This window comes from Mucilaginibacter sp., assembly GCF_036568825.1.
GTDB lineage: Bacteria > Bacteroidota > Bacteroidia > Sphingobacteriales > Sphingobacteriaceae > Mucilaginibacter.
The window spans coordinates 23,381-45,592 of sequence record NZ_DATCRU010000095.1 but is presented as its reverse complement, the minus strand read 5'-3'; the positions used below and the strand labels follow the sequence as shown (position 1 = coordinate 45,592).

At 41.5% G+C, this 22,212-nt stretch carries 21 protein-coding genes; 8 read left to right on the top strand and 13 right to left on the bottom strand.

From position 1 onward, the window contains the following. Window positions 1-132: 132 nt before the first annotated feature. The 3 genes from VIM89_RS21320 to VIM89_RS21310 are packed head-to-tail and all read left to right on the top strand — an operon-like array spanning window position 133 to window position 2,046. Entirely contained in the window at window positions 133-342 is a 210-nt protein-coding gene (locus VIM89_RS21320) for a hypothetical protein (RefSeq protein WP_488158211.1), read from the top strand. Beyond that, window positions 336-1,235, top strand: coding sequence for an ABC transporter ATP-binding protein (locus tag VIM89_RS21315; protein WP_488158210.1), 900 nt, complete (start codon window positions 336-338; stop codon window positions 1,233-1,235). Before VIM89_RS21320 ends, VIM89_RS21315 begins: the two co-directional genes overlap by 7 nt. Window positions 1,236-1,239: 4 nt before the next feature. Further along, entirely contained in the window at window positions 1,240-2,046 is an 807-nt protein-coding gene (locus tag VIM89_RS21310; RefSeq protein ID WP_488158209.1) for an ABC transporter permease, read from the top strand. Between the two features lie 39 nt (window positions 2,047-2,085). On the opposite strand, the gene VIM89_RS21305 is transcribed toward VIM89_RS21310, so the two are convergent. Genes VIM89_RS21305 through VIM89_RS21295 form a run of 3 tightly spaced genes read right to left on the bottom strand, consistent with a single transcriptional unit; the run spans window position 2,086 to window position 7,271 of the window. After that, window positions 2,086-2,652, bottom strand: coding sequence for a hypothetical protein (locus VIM89_RS21305; protein ID WP_488158208.1), 567 nt, complete (start codon window positions 2,650-2,652; stop codon window positions 2,086-2,088). A gap of 44 nt (window positions 2,653-2,696) precedes the next feature. Continuing rightward, on the bottom strand, window positions 2,697-4,049 hold the full coding sequence (locus tag VIM89_RS21300) for a M28 family peptidase (RefSeq protein ID WP_488158207.1): 1,353 nt from the start codon (window positions 4,047-4,049) through the stop codon (window positions 2,697-2,699). A 51-nt stretch (window positions 4,050-4,100) separates the two neighbouring features. Next, on the bottom strand, window positions 4,101-7,271 hold the full coding sequence (locus VIM89_RS21295) for an ATP-dependent DNA helicase (protein WP_488158206.1): 3,171 nt from the start codon (window positions 7,269-7,271) through the stop codon (window positions 4,101-4,103). An 81-nt stretch (window positions 7,272-7,352) separates the two neighbouring features. On the opposite strand from VIM89_RS21295, the gene VIM89_RS21290 reads away from it, so the two are divergent. Both VIM89_RS21290 and VIM89_RS21285 read left to right on the top strand, forming a co-directional pair. Then, window positions 7,353-7,601 (top strand): addiction module protein, encoded by a 249-nt coding sequence (locus tag VIM89_RS21290; protein ID WP_488158205.1) that lies wholly within the window; start codon window positions 7,353-7,355, stop codon window positions 7,599-7,601. Next, the gene (locus VIM89_RS21285; RefSeq protein WP_488158204.1) at window positions 7,598-7,900 is read left to right on the top strand and encodes a type II toxin-antitoxin system RelE/ParE family toxin; all 303 of its coding nucleotides are present in this window, start codon (window positions 7,598-7,600) and stop codon (window positions 7,898-7,900) included. The genes VIM89_RS21290 and VIM89_RS21285 overlap by 4 nt, the downstream gene beginning before the upstream one ends. On the opposite strand, the gene VIM89_RS21280 is transcribed toward VIM89_RS21285, so the two are convergent. Further along, complete coding sequence (locus tag VIM89_RS21280) at window positions 7,901-8,575, bottom strand: NAD-dependent epimerase/dehydratase family protein (RefSeq protein WP_488158203.1); 675 nt, start codon at window positions 8,573-8,575, stop codon at window positions 7,901-7,903. A gap of 10 nt (window positions 8,576-8,585) precedes the next feature. Then, complete coding sequence (locus VIM89_RS21275) at window positions 8,586-10,316, bottom strand: glycoside hydrolase family 3 protein (RefSeq protein WP_488158202.1); 1,731 nt, start codon at window positions 10,314-10,316, stop codon at window positions 8,586-8,588. 248 nt (window positions 10,317-10,564) lie between these two features. Between VIM89_RS21275 and VIM89_RS21270 the strand changes: the two genes are divergently transcribed. Further along, a complete protein-coding gene (locus VIM89_RS21270) occupies window positions 10,565-11,233 on the top strand; it encodes a porin family protein (RefSeq protein WP_488158201.1) in 669 nt (222 codons plus the stop codon). Window positions 11,234-11,283: 50 nt separating this feature from the next. On the opposite strand, the gene VIM89_RS21265 is transcribed toward VIM89_RS21270, so the two are convergent. Further along, entirely contained in the window at window positions 11,284-12,267 is a 984-nt protein-coding gene (locus tag VIM89_RS21265) for a glycosyltransferase family protein (protein WP_488158200.1), read from the bottom strand. Between the two features lie 152 nt (window positions 12,268-12,419). On the opposite strand from VIM89_RS21265, the gene VIM89_RS21260 reads away from it, so the two are divergent. Beyond that, a complete protein-coding gene (locus tag VIM89_RS21260) occupies window positions 12,420-13,301 on the top strand; it encodes a glycosyltransferase (protein ID WP_488158199.1) in 882 nt (293 codons plus the stop codon). A 25-nt stretch (window positions 13,302-13,326) separates the two neighbouring features. Here VIM89_RS21260 and VIM89_RS21255 read toward each other — a convergent pair whose 3' ends face one another. The 6 genes from VIM89_RS21255 to VIM89_RS21230 are packed head-to-tail and all read right to left on the bottom strand — an operon-like array spanning window position 13,327 to window position 19,830. Beyond that, on the bottom strand, window positions 13,327-14,253 hold the full coding sequence (locus tag VIM89_RS21255; protein ID WP_488158198.1) for a glycosyltransferase: 927 nt from the start codon (window positions 14,251-14,253) through the stop codon (window positions 13,327-13,329). A gap of 13 nt (window positions 14,254-14,266) precedes the next feature. Then, window positions 14,267-15,157 (bottom strand): glycosyltransferase family 2 protein, encoded by an 891-nt coding sequence (locus tag VIM89_RS21250; RefSeq protein WP_488158197.1) that lies wholly within the window; start codon window positions 15,155-15,157, stop codon window positions 14,267-14,269. A 10-nt stretch (window positions 15,158-15,167) separates the two neighbouring features. Then, window positions 15,168-15,986, bottom strand: a complete 819-nt coding sequence (locus VIM89_RS21245; protein ID WP_488158196.1) for a hypothetical protein — start codon at window positions 15,984-15,986, stop codon at window positions 15,168-15,170. Between the two features lie 29 nt (window positions 15,987-16,015). Then, window positions 16,016-17,842, bottom strand: a complete 1,827-nt coding sequence (locus VIM89_RS21240) for an ABC transporter ATP-binding protein (RefSeq protein ID WP_488158195.1) — start codon at window positions 17,840-17,842, stop codon at window positions 16,016-16,018. 59 nt (window positions 17,843-17,901) lie between these two features. Further along, window positions 17,902-18,825, bottom strand: a complete 924-nt coding sequence (locus tag VIM89_RS21235) for a glycosyltransferase family 2 protein (RefSeq protein WP_488158194.1) — start codon at window positions 18,823-18,825, stop codon at window positions 17,902-17,904. A gap of 9 nt (window positions 18,826-18,834) precedes the next feature. Further along, window positions 18,835-19,830: a glycosyltransferase family 2 protein gene (locus tag VIM89_RS21230; protein ID WP_488158193.1), complete on the bottom strand. Its 996-nt coding sequence runs from the start codon at window positions 19,828-19,830 to the stop codon at window positions 18,835-18,837. Between the two features lie 121 nt (window positions 19,831-19,951). Here VIM89_RS21230 and meaB point away from each other — a divergent pair, with 121 nt between their 5' ends. Continuing rightward, the gene (gene meaB, locus VIM89_RS21225; RefSeq protein WP_488158192.1) at window positions 19,952-20,866 is read left to right on the top strand and encodes a methylmalonyl Co-A mutase-associated GTPase MeaB; all 915 of its coding nucleotides are present in this window, start codon (window positions 19,952-19,954) and stop codon (window positions 20,864-20,866) included. 11 nt (window positions 20,867-20,877) lie between these two features. Here the strand turns inward: meaB and VIM89_RS21220 are convergent, their stop codons facing one another. Next, window positions 20,878-22,167 (bottom strand): aminopeptidase P N-terminal domain-containing protein, encoded by a 1,290-nt coding sequence (locus VIM89_RS21220; protein ID WP_488158191.1) that lies wholly within the window; start codon window positions 22,165-22,167, stop codon window positions 20,878-20,880. Between the last annotated feature and the right edge of the window lie 45 nt (window positions 22,168-22,212).

Here is a 22,212-nt window from a genome sequence, read left to right as displayed (position 1 = left end):
AACCCGGCAAAATTTCCGATGAACGCCAAATCACAGCAAAATGTCCGTTCATCTACAATTCCCGTCAGTTGGTCTAATAGATTTTAGCAGGTTAAACTTTCGCTTTAAAATTGTATCATAATCAATCACACAATGAAAAAGCTAGTCTCTAATTCGAATCCATTTATCTTACTGCTGTTACCTGTAGTATTTGCCTTGGTGATGGGGATAGGTTATCAATTTCAACAAAAAAAGGTTTATGCCGAAGGCTCATCTGCTGCAGTACATGCAACTTCGCTGTTTTATAAAGGCGTAACCTTAGTTAAAACTGTTTGCTCTGTTGCCAAAGAAAAACTATGGTAATCAGCACCGAGGGTTTGAGCTTTAATTTTGGCAGCCAGCAGGTTGTCAGGTCGCTATCCCTCCAGGTGCCCGAAGGCAGTATTTACGGTTTCCTTGGCCCAAACGGCGCCGGAAAAACCACTACGATAAAATTGCTGCTCAATCTGCTAAAAACAGATCAGGGCAGCATTCATGTTTTTGATAAGGAGCTGCAAAGCAACCGCATCTCCATTCTTTCGCAAATTGGCTCGCTGATAGAGCAACCTGCCATTTATCTCCATCTTTCCGGCAGGGAAAACCTGGTAAACCGCGCTCTGTTGTTACAAGTACCCGAAAAGCGCGTGGATGAAATGCTTGATCTGGTTCACCTGAAAGATGCCGCAAACAAAAAAGCAGGCAAGTATTCTTTAGGGATGAAGCAGCGGTTAGGTATTGCACTCGCTTTATTATCTGACCCCAAACTTTTGATATTGGACGAGCCCACCAACGGTCTTGATCCAAATGGTATCATCGAAATACGGGAATTATTGATCCGGTTAGTTACCCAGCATAAAAAAACGGTTTTTGTATCGAGCCATTTACTGGCGGAAGTAGAACGTATGGCCACCCACGTGGGAATCATTCATAAAGGTGAAATGCTTTTCCAGGGAAGTATAAAGGATCTGGAAGCGATCAGCCAGCCGCAAATACAGGTTGAAGTAAATGACACGGTTGATGCGGCCAATTTTTTAAAGAAGCAAGGCCTTACCGTAAATGAGGTGAATGACGAGCACGTATCCGTTCCCTTTGCATCAAAAACGCAAATGGGAGAGATTAATACCCTGTTGAACCGGAACGGCTATACCGTTTACAGTATCCGCAAGGTAAATAAGGACCTGGAGAAATTATTTTTAGATATCACCCAAAACGCCTGAGCAGATGAAGGGATTTTTACTATCGTTCCGGTCGGAGTTTTATAAAACGCGCAAAACCATGGGGTTTTGGAGCGCTGTTTTGTTGCCCTTATTCATTTGCACGCTGTTGTTCATTGGCTTCTTCAACAAAAGTGACCATTTAGCCAACATGCCCGGCTTTATGGCCTGGCTTCAATTTGCGGGTGCTATCCTGGCTGTGATGGGCTCATTATTGCTACCTATGCTGATCGTATTCATCGCTTATTCCGTTAACAATATTGAGCATAAATCTGAAACCTGGAAATCGTTGTTCAGCCTACCTATTGCCAAATGGTCTATCTACTCTGCTAAATATTTCTATGCGCTTTTCCTTGTTTTTCTTTGCCTGACGCTGTTTGTTCTTCTCACAATCGGTTTCGGCAATTTCTTAAGCATGTTAAAGCCTGCGTTAAAGTTCAATGAATACCATATTGAAAAGCTGCTGGCGCAGATCTACTTCAAGTTGTTCTTAGCTTCATTAGGCATATTATCAATACAATTTTTGCTGAGCCTGCTTTTTCGCGATTTCTTAAAACCGATGGGTATCGGCTTTGTTGCAACCATCGCCGGGGTGATCTTCGCCAACGTAAATTGGCAGTATGCTCACCTGTACCCTTACAGTCACCCAATGCTGACGATAAAAGGATTGGTTAATAGCAAGATGAATAACAGTCCGACCATGCCGGAAATCACAGTAGATATATTTACTAAGGATACATTTGTGAGTTTGGCTGTAGCGGTGGGGGTGTTTGCTTTGGGGTACTTTATTGTGCTGAAGAAGAGCGTGAAATAAAACATTTGTTGTAGAGACGCGATGCATCGCGTCTAATAACTAGAGATTAGTTGAAGTCGTTTCCAATCGACGTTCCCGCCGTGACAAAATCATGTAGACTCCTATAAGTATTGGTAAATAAATTAAGATGCTTGTTAAGTAATCAATAATTATTGCACCCCATGTATAGTGCATTGACCAATTAGCTTTTGTACCTGGAAATAAAATCCCTTCAAATAAATACAATAATCTTGGTATAAATAAAATCACAGATAAGGTAATCAAACTTGATCTTAACCTTTTGATCCATAATAATTGAGGTAAGAGGATATAAGGGATAAAGCTTGAAACCGATACCACCGCCCAATAAGGACCTAATACACGGTTGGATACTGCATATTGTTCATACTCGCCTCCTGAAAAAAAGGCTACATAGAATTCTATTACAAATTTGAATATATACAATATTGAACCCAAGAGTAATGTGCAGCTAACTGAATTGACAAGTGTTTTATATTTTATTAGGGAGATATTGATCTTAAAAAAATTGATAATTAATAAACACACAAGCAAAACAAATGCACCATTGAAAATGGCGTTAACTATTGGATTTAATATATCAGTCATATGGTGTTCTCGGTTAGAGACGCGATGCATCTCGTCTCTACAATTTATTTAATCGGTTTCGGGTAAATTGGCAAACTTTCATGCCCTTCAGCATCCACCGATTGCACCGCAAAAAAGTAATTATCCTTTGAGTAAGCCAGGTCAGCCTTGGTATCGGTCACATAAAATTTCTTCTCCCAATACGGACCGGTGGTTTCGCGCATCAGTACATAATAACCTACAGGCTTTTTGCCATTTGCAGGTGCATCCCACTTTAATTGCGTGCGATTGGTTAAACCACTGGTCACCATCCCTACATTTTGCGGTTCAGCTGGTGCCAATGCCAGGTTAGCTAACACCGAAAGATTCATCCGGGCTACTTTTTGTACGTAATTGAAGTCGACATAATCGGGCAAGTCGCCGTAGCTTATGCCGTTTTCGGTGCGAATGGTTTGGTGCTGGCGGGTGTAATCTTCATTCATTTCGGTGATGCGCACAGCTGTAAATCCCTCTTGCTGAAAAGGGGTATGGTCGCCGCCGCGCAGGTAGCGGTCGCGCCGGTAGATCAGCTTTACATCCAGTTGGTCAACATAGCGCTCTCCGATTTCTTTAATATATCGTGATAACTCACGTGAGGGGCTATCATTCTCGCCCCCCAACGCTATCAGGCTTGCGATATTCTTTTCATTGCGGCTATCAATGGTCGGCACACCCTCGCTGAATATGCGCACACTGCGGTTATCTTTCAGATCGGTTTCCATACCGTGACTATTTCCAACGATATCATTATTCAGCATGGCATCGGTGTCCCAATTTTCAGCCTTAGCACGTTTTGCCACATGAGCAGAACCTAATAATCCTTGTTCTTCACCTGCCACAGCCATAAAAATGATCGTTGCGGGAAATGGGTGTTTAGACATTACCCTTGCCAACTCCATCGAAACTGCCGTGCCTGACGCATCATCATTGGCCCCGGGTTCATCACCATTAGGATCCATTATATCAGATTTGCGCGAATCGTAATGCCCGGAAACAATATAAACACGGGTATCCTTTGGATCGGTGCCTTTAAGAATAGCCAGTACATTTTTCAGTTTAACAGGCGCATTTACCCGTTCGCCTTTAGGCTGGGTAGAGGTATCAAACTTTACGCTCAGCCGGCCGTGGGAGTCAGCAGCATAGCGTTCATATTCTGATTTTATCCAGTTCCGGGCGGCGCCTATGCCTGTTGTTTTGCTGGTTGTATCGGCAAGTGTATGTCGCGATTTAAAACTCACCAATTTTCGGATGATCGTCTCGATATTGCTGGATGAGACCTCGTCCACCATTTGTTTGATGGCTGCGTCCTGTTTAATGGTGGTTTGTGCCATTGCAGAGGTGCAGAAAAATAACGGCAAAATGTATTTCAGGTACTTCATGGTAATATTGGGTTCATTTGGAGACGCGATGCATCGCGTCTCTATAAGGTTTTAATTTGCATCTGCTTCTTCGGCCTCTTCCATAATATTCCCGGTCTGTTTAAAATTACTGCGCACAAAATGGCACCAGTCGCATTCCTCTTTACCGCAACCGGTATTAAAATCATGCGCCTGTATCTTAGCATAAACCGTACTGATCTGCTCCCTCACAATCTCCACATCTTCCGGACTGATCAGTATTTTCTCCGTAACATATTCACCTTCGCTTACCGGTTCAATAAAATCAAACTGCGTACTTATCACCTGCCAGTCTTTAGAACGATCGTTCTCGATCAGCAGCTTATAAAACACCGCCTGCCGCCAGTAATCGCCGCCATTAGGTTTCTCATTAGTTGGCCGTTGTAGTTTCTCTTTTGCATTACGAAATTTACCGGTTTTGTAATCGACAACTGTAACTTGCTTTCCCGTAAACTCTACCTTATCCAGGCTACCTTTTACCGGTACGCCATCTACCTCGATGTTTTTGATCGATAGTTCTACTAAGGCAATTTTATTCCAGCTTAGGGTGTTCAACTCGTAATAAGGAGGTAATATCTTATCGCCATAATCCAACCGCAGCTTGAATTCGTCTTTTGTAAATGAATCCCGGTTGCGGTACATATAGGTGCGGAAATCTTTCATGAACAGTTCCGTCGATGGGAACTCATCGCCGTTCTCTTTCAAAGTCCGAAAAGCTCGTTTCAAAGCATCATGTGCTGCAGAACCAAATGTTGCTGAAGGGCTTTTGCCCGATGGCACCCGTATCAAACACTGGAAATAAAACCGCAATGGGCAATCCAGGTAATTACTTAAATGGGTGACCGACAGCGTATAATTTTGCAATAATTGGTTGATATAATTTTTGTCGATCAGCTCTACCTTTGGCTTGTCCTCTTCACTAAACTGGGTGGCATAAAAATCCAGCATATCTTCCTCGGCGGGCTTCGGATAATCTATCCTCAAATGAGTTGCCGCTAGTATTTCACCTACGAACTGTGAAGCTTCCTGATCTTTTCCATTCTTATCTCTTGCAGCATAAGAAACGCTGAGATGCTGCTTGGCGCGGGTCAATGCCACATAAAATAAACGGCGTGATTCTTCCCGCTGAGCGATCTCATCATCCGGTGCCTGTGTTAACGTATCCGGTAAGCTAAACCCGTTATTTCTTCCTTTGCTATCCCATGTTTTTTTATCACAACCTATCAAAAACACATGCTCAAATTCAAGACCTTTTGAGCCGTGCGCTGTCAGGAAATTGACGCCGTTTTCGGAGTAGATCACTTGGGTCAAGGGCAGCCTGATATTGTTATCCCGCATCAGGTCGATAGTTTTAACTAAATCGCCGGCACTGATATCCGGATTTTTGCGGCTCTCGTCTTTCAGGAAGTCGAAGAAATTAGTCAGCACCTGTATGTACCAGCCTTTATCCGGCTGTTTCATGATATACCTTAAGATACCCATCTTCGAGATCAGGTCCTGGAAAAGCTGCTGTAGGGTAACGCTGACTGACGCCTTCAACAGATCATCAATATAAGTCATCAGGTATTTCATCTCCTGGTTAGAGGGCGCATCGAATAAGGTCTGCTGTGCAGGCGTTTTTAACTCGCTGATATATCTTCTGATGGACGTCTTCGGGTCACCATTATTCGACGTTTTGTAGTTTTGGCTTGATACCGCAATGCTTGCTTTAGCGATCTCTATCGGTGGGATCTCAAAAAAATCATAGTGCATGATCTCGAACAGCAATTCATCGCCGCTATAAGGCGAGTCCATTTCCATCGCGAGATAACGCAGTATATTGATGATCTTTTCGCCAAAAGGCAAAGTCAGGATATCGATCTTTCGCCGTGTATTTACCGCTATTTTTTTTGAATCGAGATATTGCAGCAATTCCTCCACCTGGCTGTGATTGCGATAGATTACTGCTATTTCGGCAGGAGCTGTTCCCCCATCGATTAATTGTTTTATCTGGCGAGCTGTATGCACCATTTCCTGAGCAGGGTTTTCGTATTCCCTTATCATGGGTTCATGCGCCAGTTCTTTAAACCGTGCACCCGCAGCCATCAGGTTCTTATCTAATTGCAGTTGCTCGGTTAACCGTATATGGTTATTGCCAATCAAAACTTTTGAAACATCAAGTATGTGCTGGTTGGAGCGATAGTTTTGCGTTAGCACAACCGTTTTCAGGGCCTTGCTATAATCACCGGCAAAGTCCAGAATGTTCTGCATGTTTGCACCCTGGAATTTAAAGATCGATTGATCGTCATCACCCACTACAAATACGTTCGGCGTATCCCAATAATTCAGCAAGAGCTTAAGCAATTCGCTTTGCGAACCGCTGGTATCCTGGAACTCATCCACCAAAATATATTGGTAACGTTCCTGGTACTTTCGTAGCATTTCTTCATTCTCGCGGAAGGCCTTCAACACCCAGATGATCATGTCGTCATAATCATAATAGCCGCCCGTTTTCATCTTGGCGTCATAGCGCTGATATTCGCTCACTGCAGCCAACAGTTTGGCCATTACCTCCTTCGCTGCGTCAATATCTTTCTGTTTCGGGTCACCTATTTTGATTCCTTTGGCAGCATTGGCCCGCTTATAAATAAATTCTTCACGGTTTGGAATATCTTCCAAATATTCAGTCACGGCTCTGCGGATCATGTCCTCGTCCCAGTTTTCCCTTTTCATTACTGAAAACAGGTTTTTCAGGCGGGGTACATCGTAATAGATATCCCCGGTAAAACGCTTCAATAAATGGTCGTTCGGAAAATCATCCACCAATTCCTGGAAGAGAGCTACTGAATCCAGGTCAGATAATGGCTCCAAATTCAGTTTACCAAAATAGTCCAGGTTTTCCTGGATCACCTCGTTACAAAAAGCGTGGAAAGTATAAATATTTACCCGGTAAGCATCCGGACCAATAAACTCAAACAAACGCTTGCGCATGGCCACCGCTCCGGCATCAGTATAGGTTAAACAAAGTATCTCATGGGCACTGGCATCGGTCTCTAATAAAATTTTACCAATGCGTGCCGCCAGTATCTGTGTTTTACCCGTCCCCGGACCAGCAACAACCAGCACGGGGCCCTCAATCTGGTCTACAGCTGCGCGCTGTTCCGGGTTTAATCGGTCTAAAGCTTCCTGAAATTTCTCGTTATATTTATTGGGAGTAGATTGCATAATTTATTATAGAAATATATTGAAAATATATCTGTAAAAATCGCAAAAATAATTTCTTTAAATTTGTAAAAAAGGCATTCCATGAGTACGGCACAAATAAGGCAACGTTTGCACGATTACATCGATATTGCGGAAGATAAGAAGCTAAAAGCTATCTATACACTTTTGCAAGATGATATCGACGATGGGTATCAGCTTACTAAAGAACAAAAAGCTGAACTGGATAGGCGCTTACATGATTATAAAAATGGCATAGGCAGAACTTATTCCTGGGATGAAACAGTAGCTATTATCGATCAGTCATTACTCAATCGCAAAGGCGATAAATGAAATATTCATTTGACCTGCGTCAGGAAGCCGTTATGGAATTACTTAATTCTGTGATCTGGTATGAAGAGCAGCAAGAAGGTTTAGGAAAAAGATTTCGAGCGGCTTTTCAATGTAGACTTGAGCAAATCTGTAACGATCCGCATCTGTATAAAAAAGTTCACAGAAATTTTCATGAAGCCTTAACTGATACATTTCCATTTCTTATAGTTTATTACATAGATGATGAACAGCAAAAGGTTATAGTGATCTCCATATTTCATACCAGCCGAAATCCTAAAAAGAAATTCAAAAAGAGGTAATTAGCCTACGTTCTTCGCCGCCTCCACTATATCCCTTACCTCTAAAACCCGTGTTGGGTAACCATGCAAAGTCACATTGATCATCGCCTGACCAACTTCTGCCAGATCACATGATTTGGATGGGAAAAGCGCGTGAAGTACCGGATACAGCCAGCTAAGGTATTTATAGATTGAAGGTACGTTTTTAGCTCCTCTGGCCGCTTTCATCAATCCGGGCCTAAAGTTAAATTCTTGTTTAAAGGGCAGTTTCGCCAAGTCATTTTCTGTTTTGCCTTTTATCCGCGCCCACATCTGGCTTCCTTTTTCGCTGCTATCGGTGCTTGCTCCTGATACATAGCAGAACGTCATATCCGGATTAAGGCGGTTTAAAGTCTCAGCCACATGCATCGTTAAAGTGTAGGTGAGTTTATAATACTCCGGCTCTTTCTTGCCAACAGAGGTTACGCCAAGACAAAAATAGCAGGCGTTGTACCCTTTCAATTGATCTGCAATTGGCGAAATATCAAAAAAATCAGCATGAATGATCTCTTTCAGTTTAGGGTGACTAAAACCTGAGGGCTTACGGTTCACTATCAGCACCGCTTCTACCTGCGGATGCGATAAGCATTCCTGCAATACGCCTTCGCCTACCATCCCCGTAGCTCCGGTAACAATCGCCCTGATCTTTGTTTCCATGCTGTCGAATTTACTTTAAAATCACGCCCGTTCCATAAGGAAAAACAGTGCTTACCCGCACAGGCAATTTCCCTTTCGGGTTGATGATACGGTTGATCACTTTAACCGCCGAGCGCTGCATCTCATCACTCATCTGGTAACCGGCGATCAATGCACTAGCATTTTCAATTCCCGGTAAACCTGCCATGGTATACGGGTTGGCAAAAACACAAACTACCGAATGCGGATGCGCGGCTATCTGTGCAATAAATATCTTAACACCGTTACTATAATCCAGTTTGCTTGCGGGGCGGGCACGGGTATCATTGATGCTGACGATCACCTGGTCGTAACCGCGCAGCTTATCTAACAATGCCAACAGATCGTCTGCCGGTGTTGCTTTACCCACAGTAAAGGTGTCATTATTCAAGTACCATTGGGCTATCTCGTTCTGAAACAAAGTAGGTTGCGTAACACCGATGCTTACGATGGCTGTCTTGGCTATCGGGTTCAATTGCACAGTCGAGGCATCGCCTTTCAAGAGAGTAACTGAAGCATCAGTCAACTGCTGCACTAATGATTTGGCACTTTGCCTGCTCAGATCTTCAACCAACCCCTCAGGTATTGCCTCGTGATAATGATTTAGTCCGGCCCAGTATTTAGCAGCCAATACTTTCTTCACTTTGGTTCCAAATTCCAGCTTGGTTATTTTTTTCTGGCGAACTGCTTTCTTTATGATGTCGATTGCTCTTTCTGAGTTTTCTGATAACTCGATAATGTCATTTCCTGCCAGAAAAGCTCTTAAATCAGCCTCGCCTTCCGGAAAATATTTTACCACAGCTTTCATCTCCATCGCATCCGACATTACCAGGCCCTTAAAGCCAAGTGAATCTTTTAAAGTTCCGGTTACAATGGGCCTTGATAAGGTAGACGGCAGATTCTTGGTTGAATCCAGTGCAGGGATATCCATATGAGCAATCATTACGCCGCTTATACCTGCTTTTATCGCCTGGCGGAAAGGATATTCTTCCAGCGTATCCAATCTTTCACGGGTGAATGGCAGTAGAGGCAGATCAAAATGTGAGTCCACATTGGTATCGCCGTGCCCTGGAAAATGCTTGGCCGTGGTAAGCAAACCCGCATCCTGCATGCCCTTCATATAGGCAATTCCCTTGGCGGCGACGTTGTATTTATTATCCCCAAATGAACGGTAATTGATCACCGGGTTATTGGGGTTATTATTCACATCCATATCCGGCGCCAGGTTGATCTGCATGCCCAAGCGTTTAAAATCGTAGGCTACAAACTGGCCCATTTTGTAGATCAGGGTGTTATCCTGTATGGCGCCCAAAGTCATTTGATACGGATAAGATATTGTCGAATCCAGGCGCATGCCTACGCCCCATTCACCGTCCATGGCTACAAGCAAGGGGACTTTGGCCAGTTTCTGATATTTATTGATCAGGTTTAATTGCCTTACCGGTCCGCCCTGGAAAAATACCAAGCCGCCGATCTGCTGATCCTTGATCACATTGCCTACAGAATCCTCATAAGCCTGACCACGATCTGTATGCGCCCTCACAAAGAATAATTGTGCCACCCGTTGTTTACGGTTCAGCTTTTTATAAACCGAATCGACCCAATGATTTTGCCGGTTCAGTAAATTGATGTAACTGGTTTTTTGCTGCGAGAAGGCATCAACGCTGCCGATTATTAAAACAAACAGGAAAGTAACTTTCAGTCCTTTTTTAAATTGATCCATAGCGGTTTCAAATGTAGCAGATTAGTTGGAAAGGTTGGAAAGGTTAAAAAAGTTGGAAAGGTTATGGACTTAGCTGCTTTCATAATCAACGGCCAATAATGAGCCGACTCCAACCATTACAACCTCTACAACTACTTCAACTTAACCCCACCCAACTTAAACCCTAATTAAAAAAATTTCTGCAAACAACTAAACCTATCCGTTTTGTTTCGCTCTAAAGGTCAACAACTATTAAAAAACTTACTCTAATGAAGCACATTTTTATTTTAGCTATATGCCTGCTGGTGGCAGGATCTGTAAGCGCCCAGACTTATTATTATGGCCCTCGCCGTGTTGTTCACCGTCGTCCGGTGCAGCGCCAGCAGGATGATTTTAACCGCCCAAGTGTTGGCATCGAGGGTGGTGTCAGTTTGGCCAATACCGTATCTTCTTACAATACAGGATACAGTACCAATGGTATCGTAGGATTTAATGCCGGTTTAGTTGCAAATATTCCTCTGGTATACCCATTGTCTTTTGAGCCTGAGGTTTTATTCTCCCAGAAAGGTTACCAGGCTTATACTACCGATGGTACTTTAACCCAGCGCAACAACTATATCGATATTCCATTGCTGGCGAAATTCCGTATCGTCCGTGGCTTCAATTTCCTGATAGGTCCTCAGATCAATATACCAATATCCAGCACTACTACTTTTGATAATGGGTTTACTACCAGTCGCGAAAGTTATTATGATGATGCAACCAATAAAAGCTATATATCAGGCGCATTTGGCTTAAGTGTAGATCTTAACCAGAATGTTGACATACACGCCCGTTACCTGATCGATCTTTCATCAAATACATACGACCAGAACTCGCCGATTCCTAACTACCGCAACCAGGTTTGGCAGTTTGGTATAGGCATAAAATTTCAGTAATTAATTAAGTATTATTAAAACAGAAGAGCCGCTCGGTTGAGTGGCTCTTTTTATACATATACGGTTTGCTTGTTGTTAGAAACCAGTGAATCGACAAGGTACTCGAAATGCTTCTGAAAATAAAAATCATACCCATTTTCACCTTCGGGAATAACATTGGGTACACGGTGATATACTTCCAGCAAACGGACTGTCTTTAATCCTTCAGCAACGGAAAAAGGGAAGGACTGGTTTCCTATAAATAACTTACTCCCGCTGATAACTTTTGCCAGTTCGAGAAAATCATTCACCTTATGCCAATATAGTTTAGGCAGACTTTTCTTCATTCTATCATATTCCTGTTTCACACCTACAAAAACTACCTCATCATGATCGGCCAGGAACGAATAGTTGATCAATGGATTATTATAACGGGAACTACGGGCCAAAACGATTGAATCTTTAAATTCCTGATCAGGCTGTACATTGATCCAGGGTTTGCTTAAATCAGCATTAATGCCGGTAGTATAAAAATTCCATCTTGCTATATTTCCTTTGTCAAGCTCCAAACCTGCCTCTCTGAAAAGTGACAGGTTAAGATGGATTTGCTGACCATTATAAATTTCCGCTTCATTAATATAGTGTTGTGATTTTAGTAATGGTATGAGGTTTGACGACATTGCCTGGTTGAGCATGACATTATTGAGCGGATGCGAATCCCCAGGCGGAAGATGCATACGTTCATCCAGTTTTAACAAAAAATTCACCGGCTTGGACGTCATTTCTGACAACTTTTTTGCTATAGGCAGGCTATAAATAATATCCCCCGAATTACCGCTATGAATCAGGTTGATCTCGAAACTATTCCGGGTCTTATCTAATATTTCGTTTACCGTTAAATCTTTATTCTCTGATACAAACTTATTAATGAGCGCATATGCATTGTTGTATTCGGTATAATATTTAACCAGGGATTTATAATTGATATACGCTTTTCTGTCTGTATATTTCAGCCAGGCCTTCTGAAACCAATTCTTTTTATGTGGCAGATGCATATCAGACCTTACGCATCTTAACTATTGGTTGATACACGCCATTTGAAATTTTTTTAGCTTGCAGCTATACTATAACATATTGAATTGTGCCATTATCCATTAAACTGAATGATATTTATTCAACTTATTTAGCTTTGTCATTATTTATATCTATGATCTCTGTAATCATCTCATCTGTTAACCCTGAACATTTAAAAGCCGTAAGCAACAATATTCAAAATACTATCGGTGCACCATATGAGCTTGTAACGTTTGAAAATAGCTCGGGCAAAAAAGGCATTTGTGAGATCTACAACCTTGGTATTGATAAGGCACAATATGATATACTTTGTTTTATGCACGAGGATCTGGAGATCAGAACTGAAAACTGGGGGAAAGCAGTGATCGGGCATTTCACTTCCGTGCCGGATTTGGGCTTGCTGGGTGTTGCCGGAAGTACCTATAAAACAATAACACCAACGGGCTGGCACAGCGCAGGATCAGGTACATCGCGTGCTAATTTTATTCAAAGCCACAAAAGGTCCGATACTCCGCCTATACACTATTACGCCAACCCTAACAATGAGGAGATTTCGCAAGTTGCATGTTTAGATGGTGTCTGGCTATGCACTACAAAAAAAATAGCCTCAGAATTCGGCTTTGATGCAGCTACTTTCAAACGCTTTCATGGATACGACCTCGACTTTTCCCTGGCGATAGGCCAGAAATATAAGGTTGCCGTTACCTTTAAGGTTTTGCTTGATCACTTTTCAGAAGGTAATTATGACAGCACGTGGATGGGGGAAAGCCTGAAATTGCACGAGAAATGGAATAAAATTTTACCTGTAAATACAGACGCTACACCACTTGAAGCTACATTGAAAATCGAAAAAACGGTTTTTAAAATATTTATCGACGAATTGGTTCAGCTAAAATATCCTGCAAAAACAGCGTTGACCGCATTAGCCAATTGCAGAAAGTATTTCAGGCATAAGCCATTCCTAACCATTAAATTGAAGTATTATATATTTTCTAAATATCTTTTTAAGAAGTGAGAAGATTAACGCAAAAAAGGGAAGCTTAGCTAAAACATAATTTTCTTACGTAGTTAATTCTGCTAAAAAGACCTCTTTTTTTATACCCAATATTATAAAACAGCAGGTCGAAATGCTTCATCATAAAAAAGAAACAAGGTATTTTATCTTTCCCATCAAGCAGGTTTAAAAACAGCAGGCAGGCCTTATCTACCAGCGCTTCGTCCCTTTTATTTTTAAATTCCAGGCAATAGTGGAGCCAATTGGCATTAACCGGTAACCTTCGTAAACCTGCGCCCTTATTTTTGTCACCGGCCTTCTCTTTCTGCTCTAAAATGTCGGTCACACTGTTTTGATGCTGGCGGTAATGCACTAAAACTTTATCCAGGTATTTCACTTTTCCAATATTAAAGGCTGCAAAGGCAATAACCCAGTCATGCGAAACTTCTGCTTTAAACGGGAAAATGTAATTCTTCAGTTTGCTATCAAATAACATGGTATGTCCATGTATGCTGTTAGCCAATATTACAGGCAAACAGCTATCACCGTCATACATCCTGTTTTTTGATGCCAGCGTTTGGTTGCCAATGCGCTTATCCTGTTCATCGATAAAATCCGAATCGTGATAAACCATTATATGGCTTTCTGCATATCCCATCATTAACGCGATCTTATCCTTTTCCCAGATATCGTCCTGATCAGCAACAGCGATATAATCACCTTTGCAAAGTTTTATCGCCTTTTCAAAATTGGCGCTATGGCCCAGATTATTTTCATTTAGATTAATGCGCAGCCGCTTATCTTTAGCTGCATAATCATTCAGAATTTCCCATGTTTTGTCACTTGATCGGTCATCCACCGCTACCACTTCGATTTCAGTATAGCTCTGAGCGAGCAAACTATCTAATTGCTTAGCCAGGAATTGCTCTCCGTTGTACGTACATAATGCTATTGAAACTAATGGCTCGCTCATCAGGCAGTCAATATTAAATTCCTTTTGAAAATTTGCGTGCAAAGCTTTGTTTTGTAAGTACCTTCCAGGGTTTCCGGTTGGGGAAAAGCTCGCGGTAATTATATGCAACTATTTTTTCAAGCGGGGCGGATTGCGCTTCAGTTCCCCGCAGTTGATAAGCATCTTTTAGTTGGCTGATGAATATCTTATCCTCAGGCTTCAGATTTTTATATTCCGAAAAGGCCACCAGCATTTTCAAGGTATTTTCAAATTCCTGCTTTTTGATATTGCCTGCATCCAACCGGCTTTGAACCACTGAACCTGAGTGCACCCGGTATAATGTAAGTACCTTATCCAGGAAAGCTATTTTATTATGATAAGATGCTACAAAGCCCATCCACCAGTCATAATAACCATCTTGAGGAAATGGCAAAACGACGTTCAAAAAATCCCGGTGCATAAGAGAAGTATGCCCTGTTACATGATTACGGAGTAATATGCCCTTATAATTTTTTGGCAACTTAAAATTATTTAATAGCCTGCCTTGTTTTATATCTCCGAGATAACTGGAGTTCGAAAATATTAGCCAGTTGTCTTTGATATTATTCAGTAATGATTGCAATTTTTCAGGCTTCCAGATATCATCCTGGTCACTTACCGCTATATACCCGCCGGATGTTAATCTGAGCGCCTTTTCAAAGTTTTTATTGAAGCCGAGGTTGACTTCATTTCGAAATAGTTTTATCCTGTTATCTTTTTCTGCGTAAGCATTAATAATGCTGACTGTTTTATCTGTTGAACAGTCGTCAACAACAATGATCTCGAGATTTTTATAGGTTTGAGCAAGGATACTGTCCATCTGCTCCGGCAGGAACTTTTCACCGTTATAGGTGCAAAGTGCTACTGATATCAACGGTTCCTGCATAATTATGAGCTTAATATTTCCCGGACGATTTATATTTCATCTTATAAAACACACGCACGGCACTTTTGATCAGCGAAATGTTCATAAAGGACCGCCATACATTGTTCGGGCTCAGGTAAAAACGGGTAACTGTAGTTTTTATATACCTGCTCCTGAAAAACCGGGAGTACTTTTTCTCCAGCTTATGCGACAGGTCATAAAATGATGCATCCATTTTACCTTTGCTCAAATGCAGCAGGTTAAACTCAATTGCATAGGCAGTATATCCTAAACATTCCGCCACTAAACAAATATCTGTACCATACATGTGAAAACCCGAAAGGTCCCTGGATAAAGCCAGGTTGGCCGATTTTTTAATCAGCAAAAAGTTCTCATCAAGCGAACGGACTTTTGACGGCAGAACCCCTTTTTCTACACAGATCATATCCGCGTGGGTGATCTTCATTGATTCGAGATAGAGATTGTTCGTGCCTGCATTACCAACTACTGCCCAGTTATTGTCCAAAGAATCAAGTTCAGCAAGGCGGCGGTCAAGATCAGCCCGCTTATCGAATTTTAGCAAAATATCCTGGTGACAGATGATGATATATTTTGCATCTGCATTTTGCAAAAATTGGTTAATCCCCTGGTAGGCATCGAAACTGTTGCCATTGGTATTATCGGCATAGCGGTATTCGCAATCATCTTTAGTAAAACCCGCCTCAATAAACGAATCGAGCATTCGGCCATATTCATCCCAATTTGTTACTAAAGTACAAATGGCATACTGGAATTTATAGGGCTGCAATACTTCCTTCCGGGCGATATTTACAACAGGCGGTATGGACATTAATTGCTATTATGCGATTGTGACACAAGCTACTGAAAAGTTTGCATATCGATAAGCCTTTTGTACAGGCCGTTTTTGGCGATCAGTTGTTGATGGGTTCCCTGTTCAACAATCTCGCCGCTTTCCAACACGATAATATTATCCGCGTTTTGAATGGTGCTTAAACGGTGGGCTATGATGAGCGATGTTCGGTTCTTCATCAGGTTATTCAAAGCTTCCTGCACCAGTTTTTCTGATTCGGTATCTAATGCTGATGTGGCTTCATCCAATAACATGATTGGCGGGTTATTTAATACAGCGCGCGCTATACAAATACGCTGGCGCTGGCCGCCTGAAAGTTTTGTGCCGCGGTCGCCGATATTGGTATTGTATCCATTTTCGGTTTCTATTATAAAATTATGGGCGTTGGCTATACGAGCCGCCGCTTCCACTTCTTCCTGGGTGACATTCGTCTTACCGAAGGCAATGTTATTATAAATAGAATCATTAAACAGGATCGATTCCTGGTTTACAACACCCATCAATGAACGAAGAGAATTCATCGTTACACCCTGAATATTATGATCATCGATCAATATCTCACCTGATTGCGGCTCTATAAACCTCGGGATCAAATCCATTAGTGTTGATTTGCCACCGCCCGAAGGCCCAACCAGGGCCACCGTCTTTCCTTTTGGAACAGTAAGATTGATGCCTTTTAAAACTTCCCTGCCCGGATAGGAAAAAGATACATTATTAAAATGGATACCTTCGTTAAATTCTTTTATATCGGTAGCATTTGGAGCATCATTAATCAGTGGTTTTTCATCAATAAGTGCTAAAACGCGTTCACCGGCAGCTATGCCTGAATGTATATTGCTGAATGAATCGGAAATTGACTTTGCCGGGCGCATGATCTGGGAAAAAATGGCAATATAAGCTATAAACTGTCCGCCATTAAGATCTGATCTTTTGTTTAAAATAAGATATCCGCCATATAACACGATAAATGAGATCATCGTTACGGCCAGAATTTCAGAAACAGGCGAAGCTGATTGCTGACGCTTGGCCATAGAGCGCATGATTTTTGAATATCGCTTGTTTTCGGAATGAAAACGTTGTTTTATAAAGTCGGTAGCATTAAAGGCCTTAATGATTTTGACCCCGGATAGCGCTTCGTCAAGGTAACTTATCATATTGCCATAACTTTGCTGCGCTGCTATAGCCTGGGACTTTAATCGCTTTACTATTCGTGAGATAATAAATGCCGATACAGGAACAACCAGCAAGGACCATAATGTCAACTTTACTGAGATTAAAAAAAGCATTATCATGAAGACGATCAACTGCACCGGGTCTTTAAAAACAACCTGCAAAGTAGCAGTTACAGAGAATTGAACTACCTGCACATCTGAAGCAATTTTAGAGATGATATCTCCCTTGCGTTCATTGCTGAAATAGCCAAGGTGAAGATCCATCACATTGTCAAAAACCCGCTTACGCATATTCAATAAGGTATGTATCCTTAGGTTTTCCATAGTCCGGGCAGAGAGGTACCGGAATAGGTTCCCCAGGAATATGGTAATGATAATGGTGATGCATACAAACTGCAGTGCTCCCCACGCCCCATGAACACTTATAAAGTAATCCATATAATATTTAAACCATCCCTGTACATTAAGCAAACTGTTCGGCTTTACAGCAACAATGGCTTTCACGGCACCGGCATTGTTATCAAAAAGGGTATTAAGCAATGGGATAAGCAATGGAAATACCAATGAGCTAAGTATTACATAGAGCAGCGTATATATCAGATATGGTATTGCAAATTTCTCAATTGGCTTTGCAAAAGAAAGTAATCTAAAATAGGTTTTCATTATTCGTCAAAAGTACTGCTAATTATTTATTTAGGTGTACACCCTTTTGTAATAGACCGTTAAGCATATTTCCTGGCCTTGCGGGCATACTTAAAAGCAAAGTTCAGCAAAGAGAGCCCTTGTCTTGCTTTATGATCATAAAAAAGTTCCTTATAGTTTTTTAATATGATGCTAACTAAAGGCCATGATTTTTTCTGAGAAAAATTTAACCGGTAAGCGTCCCTTAAGCCGCCGATAAATGCCGCATCTTCGCTGTTCAATCGTTTATACTCAGCGAAAATGAACAGCGTTTGATCAATCGTCTTTATCACCTCACGTTTTCCCTGACCTGAATTGTTCCTTTTTTGAATTACCGAAGCATCGTGAATACGGTATTTTGTAAGCACTTTATCAAGAAATGCTATTTTATGGTGGTATAATGCAATGAACCCCATCCACCAATCATAAAAACCTTTATCCGGGAACGGCAAAAAATAACTGATAAACTCCCGCTTAAAAAGTGTGGTATGCCCGGTAACATAATTAGTAAGAAGCAGGCTTTTATAGTTGACGGATGCCGGATCTAAACCCATCACCAGAGTTCTTTCTTCTCTTATTCTTTCGTCCCTCTCGTTAATATAACAGGAGTTGGAAAATATTAACCAGTTATCGTTAATGTTTTCCAACAATGATGCTATTTTCTCTGGCAACCAAATATCATCCTGATCACTTATGGCAATGTAATTACCAGTTGTCAGACTGATAGCTTTCTCAAAATTCTTATTATATCCTTGATTAACTTCATTTTTATAACACCTTATCCGGTCATCCTTACTAGAGTAATCACTTATAATTTCATAGGTATCGTCAGTGGAACAATCATCCACCACCACAATCTCTAAATTTTTATGTGTTTGATGTAGGATACTATCAAGTTGTTTGCGGATAAATTTCGCACCATTATAAGTACACAATGCAATCGAAACTAATGGCTCCTCTCTCATCTTCAGCGATTAAGGCTTAAAACGGGTGATGTTTTTATTTATTACTGAGGCCTTTATATTGGCAACTACATCAAAAATAGAGGTATGGCTTTGATGTTTGTTCATTAACTTTTTGAACTCGGCCCTACGCTGGCTGATTATGCCACGGTTTTTGAATAACTCCGCATAGCTCTTCCACAACCAAAATTGCCCGACCAGTAATTTAGGCAGAAGATCGATGAGCGTGATCTGGCAATAATAGAAGAATGATGCGAGAGCATTAAAATGGATAACATGAAAGTAAAACCGGTTGCGGAAATAAACGCGTTTTACCCATTGCGGCGTTTTATAATTTTTTGTTGTTGCCGATAGTCTGTGCCTGCAAATAGATTGGTGCTCATAATAGCATTTCCAATTCAATCGCCACGCCCGGATACTGAGCTCCATATCCTCGCTGTAAAAAGGGGAGAATATTTCGTCAAAACCTCCAAGCTCTTTCAATTTTTTAGCATCAACCAAAGCATTGGCTCCGGAAAGATACATAGTATATAACCTGTCATCCGGGTTATCGGTGTAATAGAAATACCCGGTCTTTAATTTCAAACCGTTAAACTTCGGCATACGGGCGGCATCCTGTATATGGTCGCCTTCCATATCGATGATACGGCCCATCACTCCAAATGTATCCGGTTCGGAAAAGTATTTCCACTGATTCTCAAAATAATCAGGCGTGAGCTTTACATCTGAATTCAAAAGAAAGATCAGTTCATATTGTGCCTCCTCAATACCGCAATTACAGGTGTGAGAAAATCCCCTGTTCTGATGGTTCGCTATCAGCGTTATTTGCGGAAATTCTCTTTTAACAAACTCAACCGAGTCATCTGTAGAGCAATCATCCACCACAATGATCTCGTAAGTAGTATCAGTGTTTTTAATAGCATTGATGGCGAAAGGCAGATATTCCTTTAATAAATGCTTGCCATTATAATTAGGTATAACTATTGAAACGCTTTTTTTAAGACCCATCCGGATGCTTGCCTTTTTTGAATGCCAAATATAGACATATCCTGTATCTTAATATTTTATTCTGCCAATCTACCGATTGATCAAATACCTTATATTTTTGCTACCTTAATTGCCAGCACCAATGTCATCAACCCGTAACAATATCAAACCTGACTGTCATGATTTCAAATCAGTGGCCCGGGCATTGACTGTTGTGGAGAATGATCTTGCCGGCGCTGATCAACTGCTGAAAAGCCTGACACTTAACCAAACTACACCTGTAATCGGCATAACAGGACCTCCGGGAGCAGGCAAGAGCACTTTAGTTAATGCGCTGATCACCAAACTCGCAGGCCAGGATAAAAAAATAGCCGTGTTAGCGATCGATCCCACCTCACCTTTTAACCTCGGTTCACTTCTGGGCGACAGGATACGAATGTCATCGCATTTTAATCACCCAAATGTGTTCATCCGGTCATTGGCTACGCGCGGGTCTTTGGGTGGGCTGTCAGCAAAAACCATTGAGATGACCGACGTTCTTAAAGCAGCGGGCTTTGATTATGTATTGGTAGAAACTGTTGGCGTAGGGCAATCGGAAGTAGAAATAGCAGGACTGGCAGATATCACCTTTGTTGTACTTGTTCCTGAAGGAGGTGATGAAATACAAAGTATCAAATCCGGGTTAATGGAAATTGCCGATGCCTTCATCGTCAACAAAGCCGACAGGAATGGGGCTGATCTGTTCGCCAATAACCTCAAAAAAATGGTTCAGCAAAAAGGAACGGAGATACCTGTTTTTAAAACGATAGCTTCTGAAAATAGCGGTATCGATGACATTGCTGATTTTATCCACACCTCCGCTGAAAAAAGCAACAGTCGCAAAGAATACCTGCTGGCAGAAAAAGCCTATAAGCTGATCCAACAAAAACGGATGGGCAATATCAATAAAATAGAATTATACCAATCGGTTTTAAAAGCTGTGAAGGAGCCCGGATTCAATATTTATTCCTTCTCAGAAAAATTCGCTGGCTTCGGACTCCCGACTTCCGACCTCTAACTTCCGGATTCCTAACTGTTCATTATCTCTTCAATGTGATCTGCTTCCAATGGAATATCAGCCATCAGGTCGATATTACCATCTTTAGTGATCAGGATATCATTCTCCAGTCGTATACCCAATCCTTCTGCAGGAATGTAGATACCGGGTTCGCAGGTTAAGATATTACCAACTTCAAACGGATTATACCGGTTGGCGAAATCGTGCACATCAATACCTAAATGGTGAGAGGTGCCATGCATAAAATACTTTTTATACAATGGCATTTTAGGATCCTGTTTTTCTACATCATGCTTATCCAGCAATTTTAAACCAATCAGTTCGCTGGTCATTATTTTGCCAACCTCTTCCTGGTACTGGGTTAATACTGCTCCGGCTTTTATCATAGCTGTCGCACCTTTCATCACACGCAACACGGCATCGTATACCTCGCGCTGACGTTTGGTAAAGCGGCCATTTACCGGTATCGAACGGGTCATGTCGGCATTATAGTTGGCATATTCGGCCCCAAAATCAAGTAATATAACGTCACCGTCTTTACAAACCTGGTTGTTATCTACATAATGCAGCACATTCGCATTTGGTCCCGAAGCAATGATCGGACTGTAACCATGGCCGGTAGCCCGTTGACGTAAGAACTCATGGGTGGTCTCCGCTTCAATTTCATATTCAGTAACGCCGGGCTTTACAAATTTCAGCACACGTACAAATGCATCCCGGGTAATTTCGCAGGCTTTTTTGGTTAACTCAACTTCGATATCTGATTTCACCGACCTCAGATCGCGCAAAATAACCGCAGAGCGCTCATAGTTGTGCAAAGGATATTTTTGGCGCAACTGCTCATACATCCTTACATCCCTGTATGGCACTGAGTAACTATACCGGTCGTTCTCATTTGTATTAATGTAGATGTTATCCGCATAGTTAATTATACTATGCAGTATGGCATCATATTCGCTAAGCCACTGTACGTTTTCAATACCGGATGCAGCCCTGGCTTCCTCTTTGGTATATTTATGACCTTCCCATACAGCGATGTGCTCGTTGGTTTGTCTTAAAAAAAGTACTTCTTTGTATAAAGGATTAGGACAATCCGGGTATAAAACCAGTATGCTTTGTTCCTGGTCTATACCTGTTAAGTAAAAAAAGTCTGCATTTTGTTTAAATGCAAAAGTTTGATCGCCGTTTCTGGGAAATTCATCATTGGAGTGAAAAACAGCTATCGAATTACCTTTTGTTCTTTTAACGAAATTTTTTCTATTAGAAGTAAATAATTCCTTACTTATTGGTAGATATTTCATTATTCTGAGTATTATTAATTTTTTGCAAACAATTATTTTTATTTA

Excerpts from the sequence above, each read along its gene's own strand:
- VIM89_RS21270 (WP_488158201.1), top strand. The coding sequence starts at position 10,565 with ATGAAGCACATTTTTATTTTAGCTATATGCCTGCTGGTGGCAGGATCT.
- VIM89_RS21295 (WP_488158206.1), bottom strand. The coding sequence starts at position 7,271 with ATGCAATCTACTCCCAATAAATATAACGAGAAATTTCAGGAAGCTTTA.
- VIM89_RS21230 (WP_488158193.1), bottom strand. The coding sequence starts at position 19,830 with ATGGGTCTTAAAAAAAGCGTTTCAATAGTTATACCTAATTATAATGGC.
- VIM89_RS21275 (WP_488158202.1), bottom strand. The coding sequence starts at position 10,316 with ATGGATCAATTTAAAAAAGGACTGAAAGTTACTTTCCTGTTTGTTTTA.
- VIM89_RS21265 (WP_488158200.1), bottom strand. The coding sequence starts at position 12,267 with ATGCATCTGCCACATAAAAAGAATTGGTTTCAGAAGGCCTGGCTGAAA.
- VIM89_RS21315 (WP_488158210.1), top strand. The coding sequence starts at position 336 with ATGGTAATCAGCACCGAGGGTTTGAGCTTTAATTTTGGCAGCCAGCAG.
- VIM89_RS21255 (WP_488158198.1), bottom strand. The coding sequence starts at position 14,253 with ATGAGCGAGCCATTAGTTTCAATAGCATTATGTACGTACAACGGAGAG.
- VIM89_RS21250 (WP_488158197.1), bottom strand. The coding sequence starts at position 15,157 with ATGCAGGAACCGTTGATATCAGTAGCACTTTGCACCTATAACGGTGAA.
- VIM89_RS21290 (WP_488158205.1), top strand. The coding sequence starts at position 7,353 with ATGAGTACGGCACAAATAAGGCAACGTTTGCACGATTACATCGATATT.
- VIM89_RS21285 (WP_488158204.1), top strand. The coding sequence starts at position 7,598 with ATGAAATATTCATTTGACCTGCGTCAGGAAGCCGTTATGGAATTACTT.
- VIM89_RS21240 (WP_488158195.1), bottom strand. The coding sequence starts at position 17,842 with ATGAAAACCTATTTTAGATTACTTTCTTTTGCAAAGCCAATTGAGAAA.
- VIM89_RS21320 (WP_488158211.1), top strand. The coding sequence starts at position 133 with ATGAAAAAGCTAGTCTCTAATTCGAATCCATTTATCTTACTGCTGTTA.
- VIM89_RS21305 (WP_488158208.1), bottom strand. The coding sequence starts at position 2,652 with ATGACTGATATATTAAATCCAATAGTTAACGCCATTTTCAATGGTGCA.
- VIM89_RS21280 (WP_488158203.1), bottom strand. The coding sequence starts at position 8,575 with ATGGAAACAAAGATCAGGGCGATTGTTACCGGAGCTACGGGGATGGTA.
- VIM89_RS21260 (WP_488158199.1), top strand. The coding sequence starts at position 12,420 with ATGATCTCTGTAATCATCTCATCTGTTAACCCTGAACATTTAAAAGCC.
- VIM89_RS21235 (WP_488158194.1), bottom strand. The coding sequence starts at position 18,825 with ATGAGAGAGGAGCCATTAGTTTCGATTGCATTGTGTACTTATAATGGT.
- VIM89_RS21220 (WP_488158191.1), bottom strand. The coding sequence starts at position 22,167 with ATGAAATATCTACCAATAAGTAAGGAATTATTTACTTCTAATAGAAAA.
- VIM89_RS21310 (WP_488158209.1), top strand. The coding sequence starts at position 1,240 with ATGAAGGGATTTTTACTATCGTTCCGGTCGGAGTTTTATAAAACGCGC.
- VIM89_RS21300 (WP_488158207.1), bottom strand. The coding sequence starts at position 4,049 with ATGAAGTACCTGAAATACATTTTGCCGTTATTTTTCTGCACCTCTGCA.
- VIM89_RS21245 (WP_488158196.1), bottom strand. The coding sequence starts at position 15,986 with ATGTCCATACCGCCTGTTGTAAATATCGCCCGGAAGGAAGTATTGCAG.
- meaB (WP_488158192.1), top strand. The coding sequence starts at position 19,952 with ATGTCATCAACCCGTAACAATATCAAACCTGACTGTCATGATTTCAAA.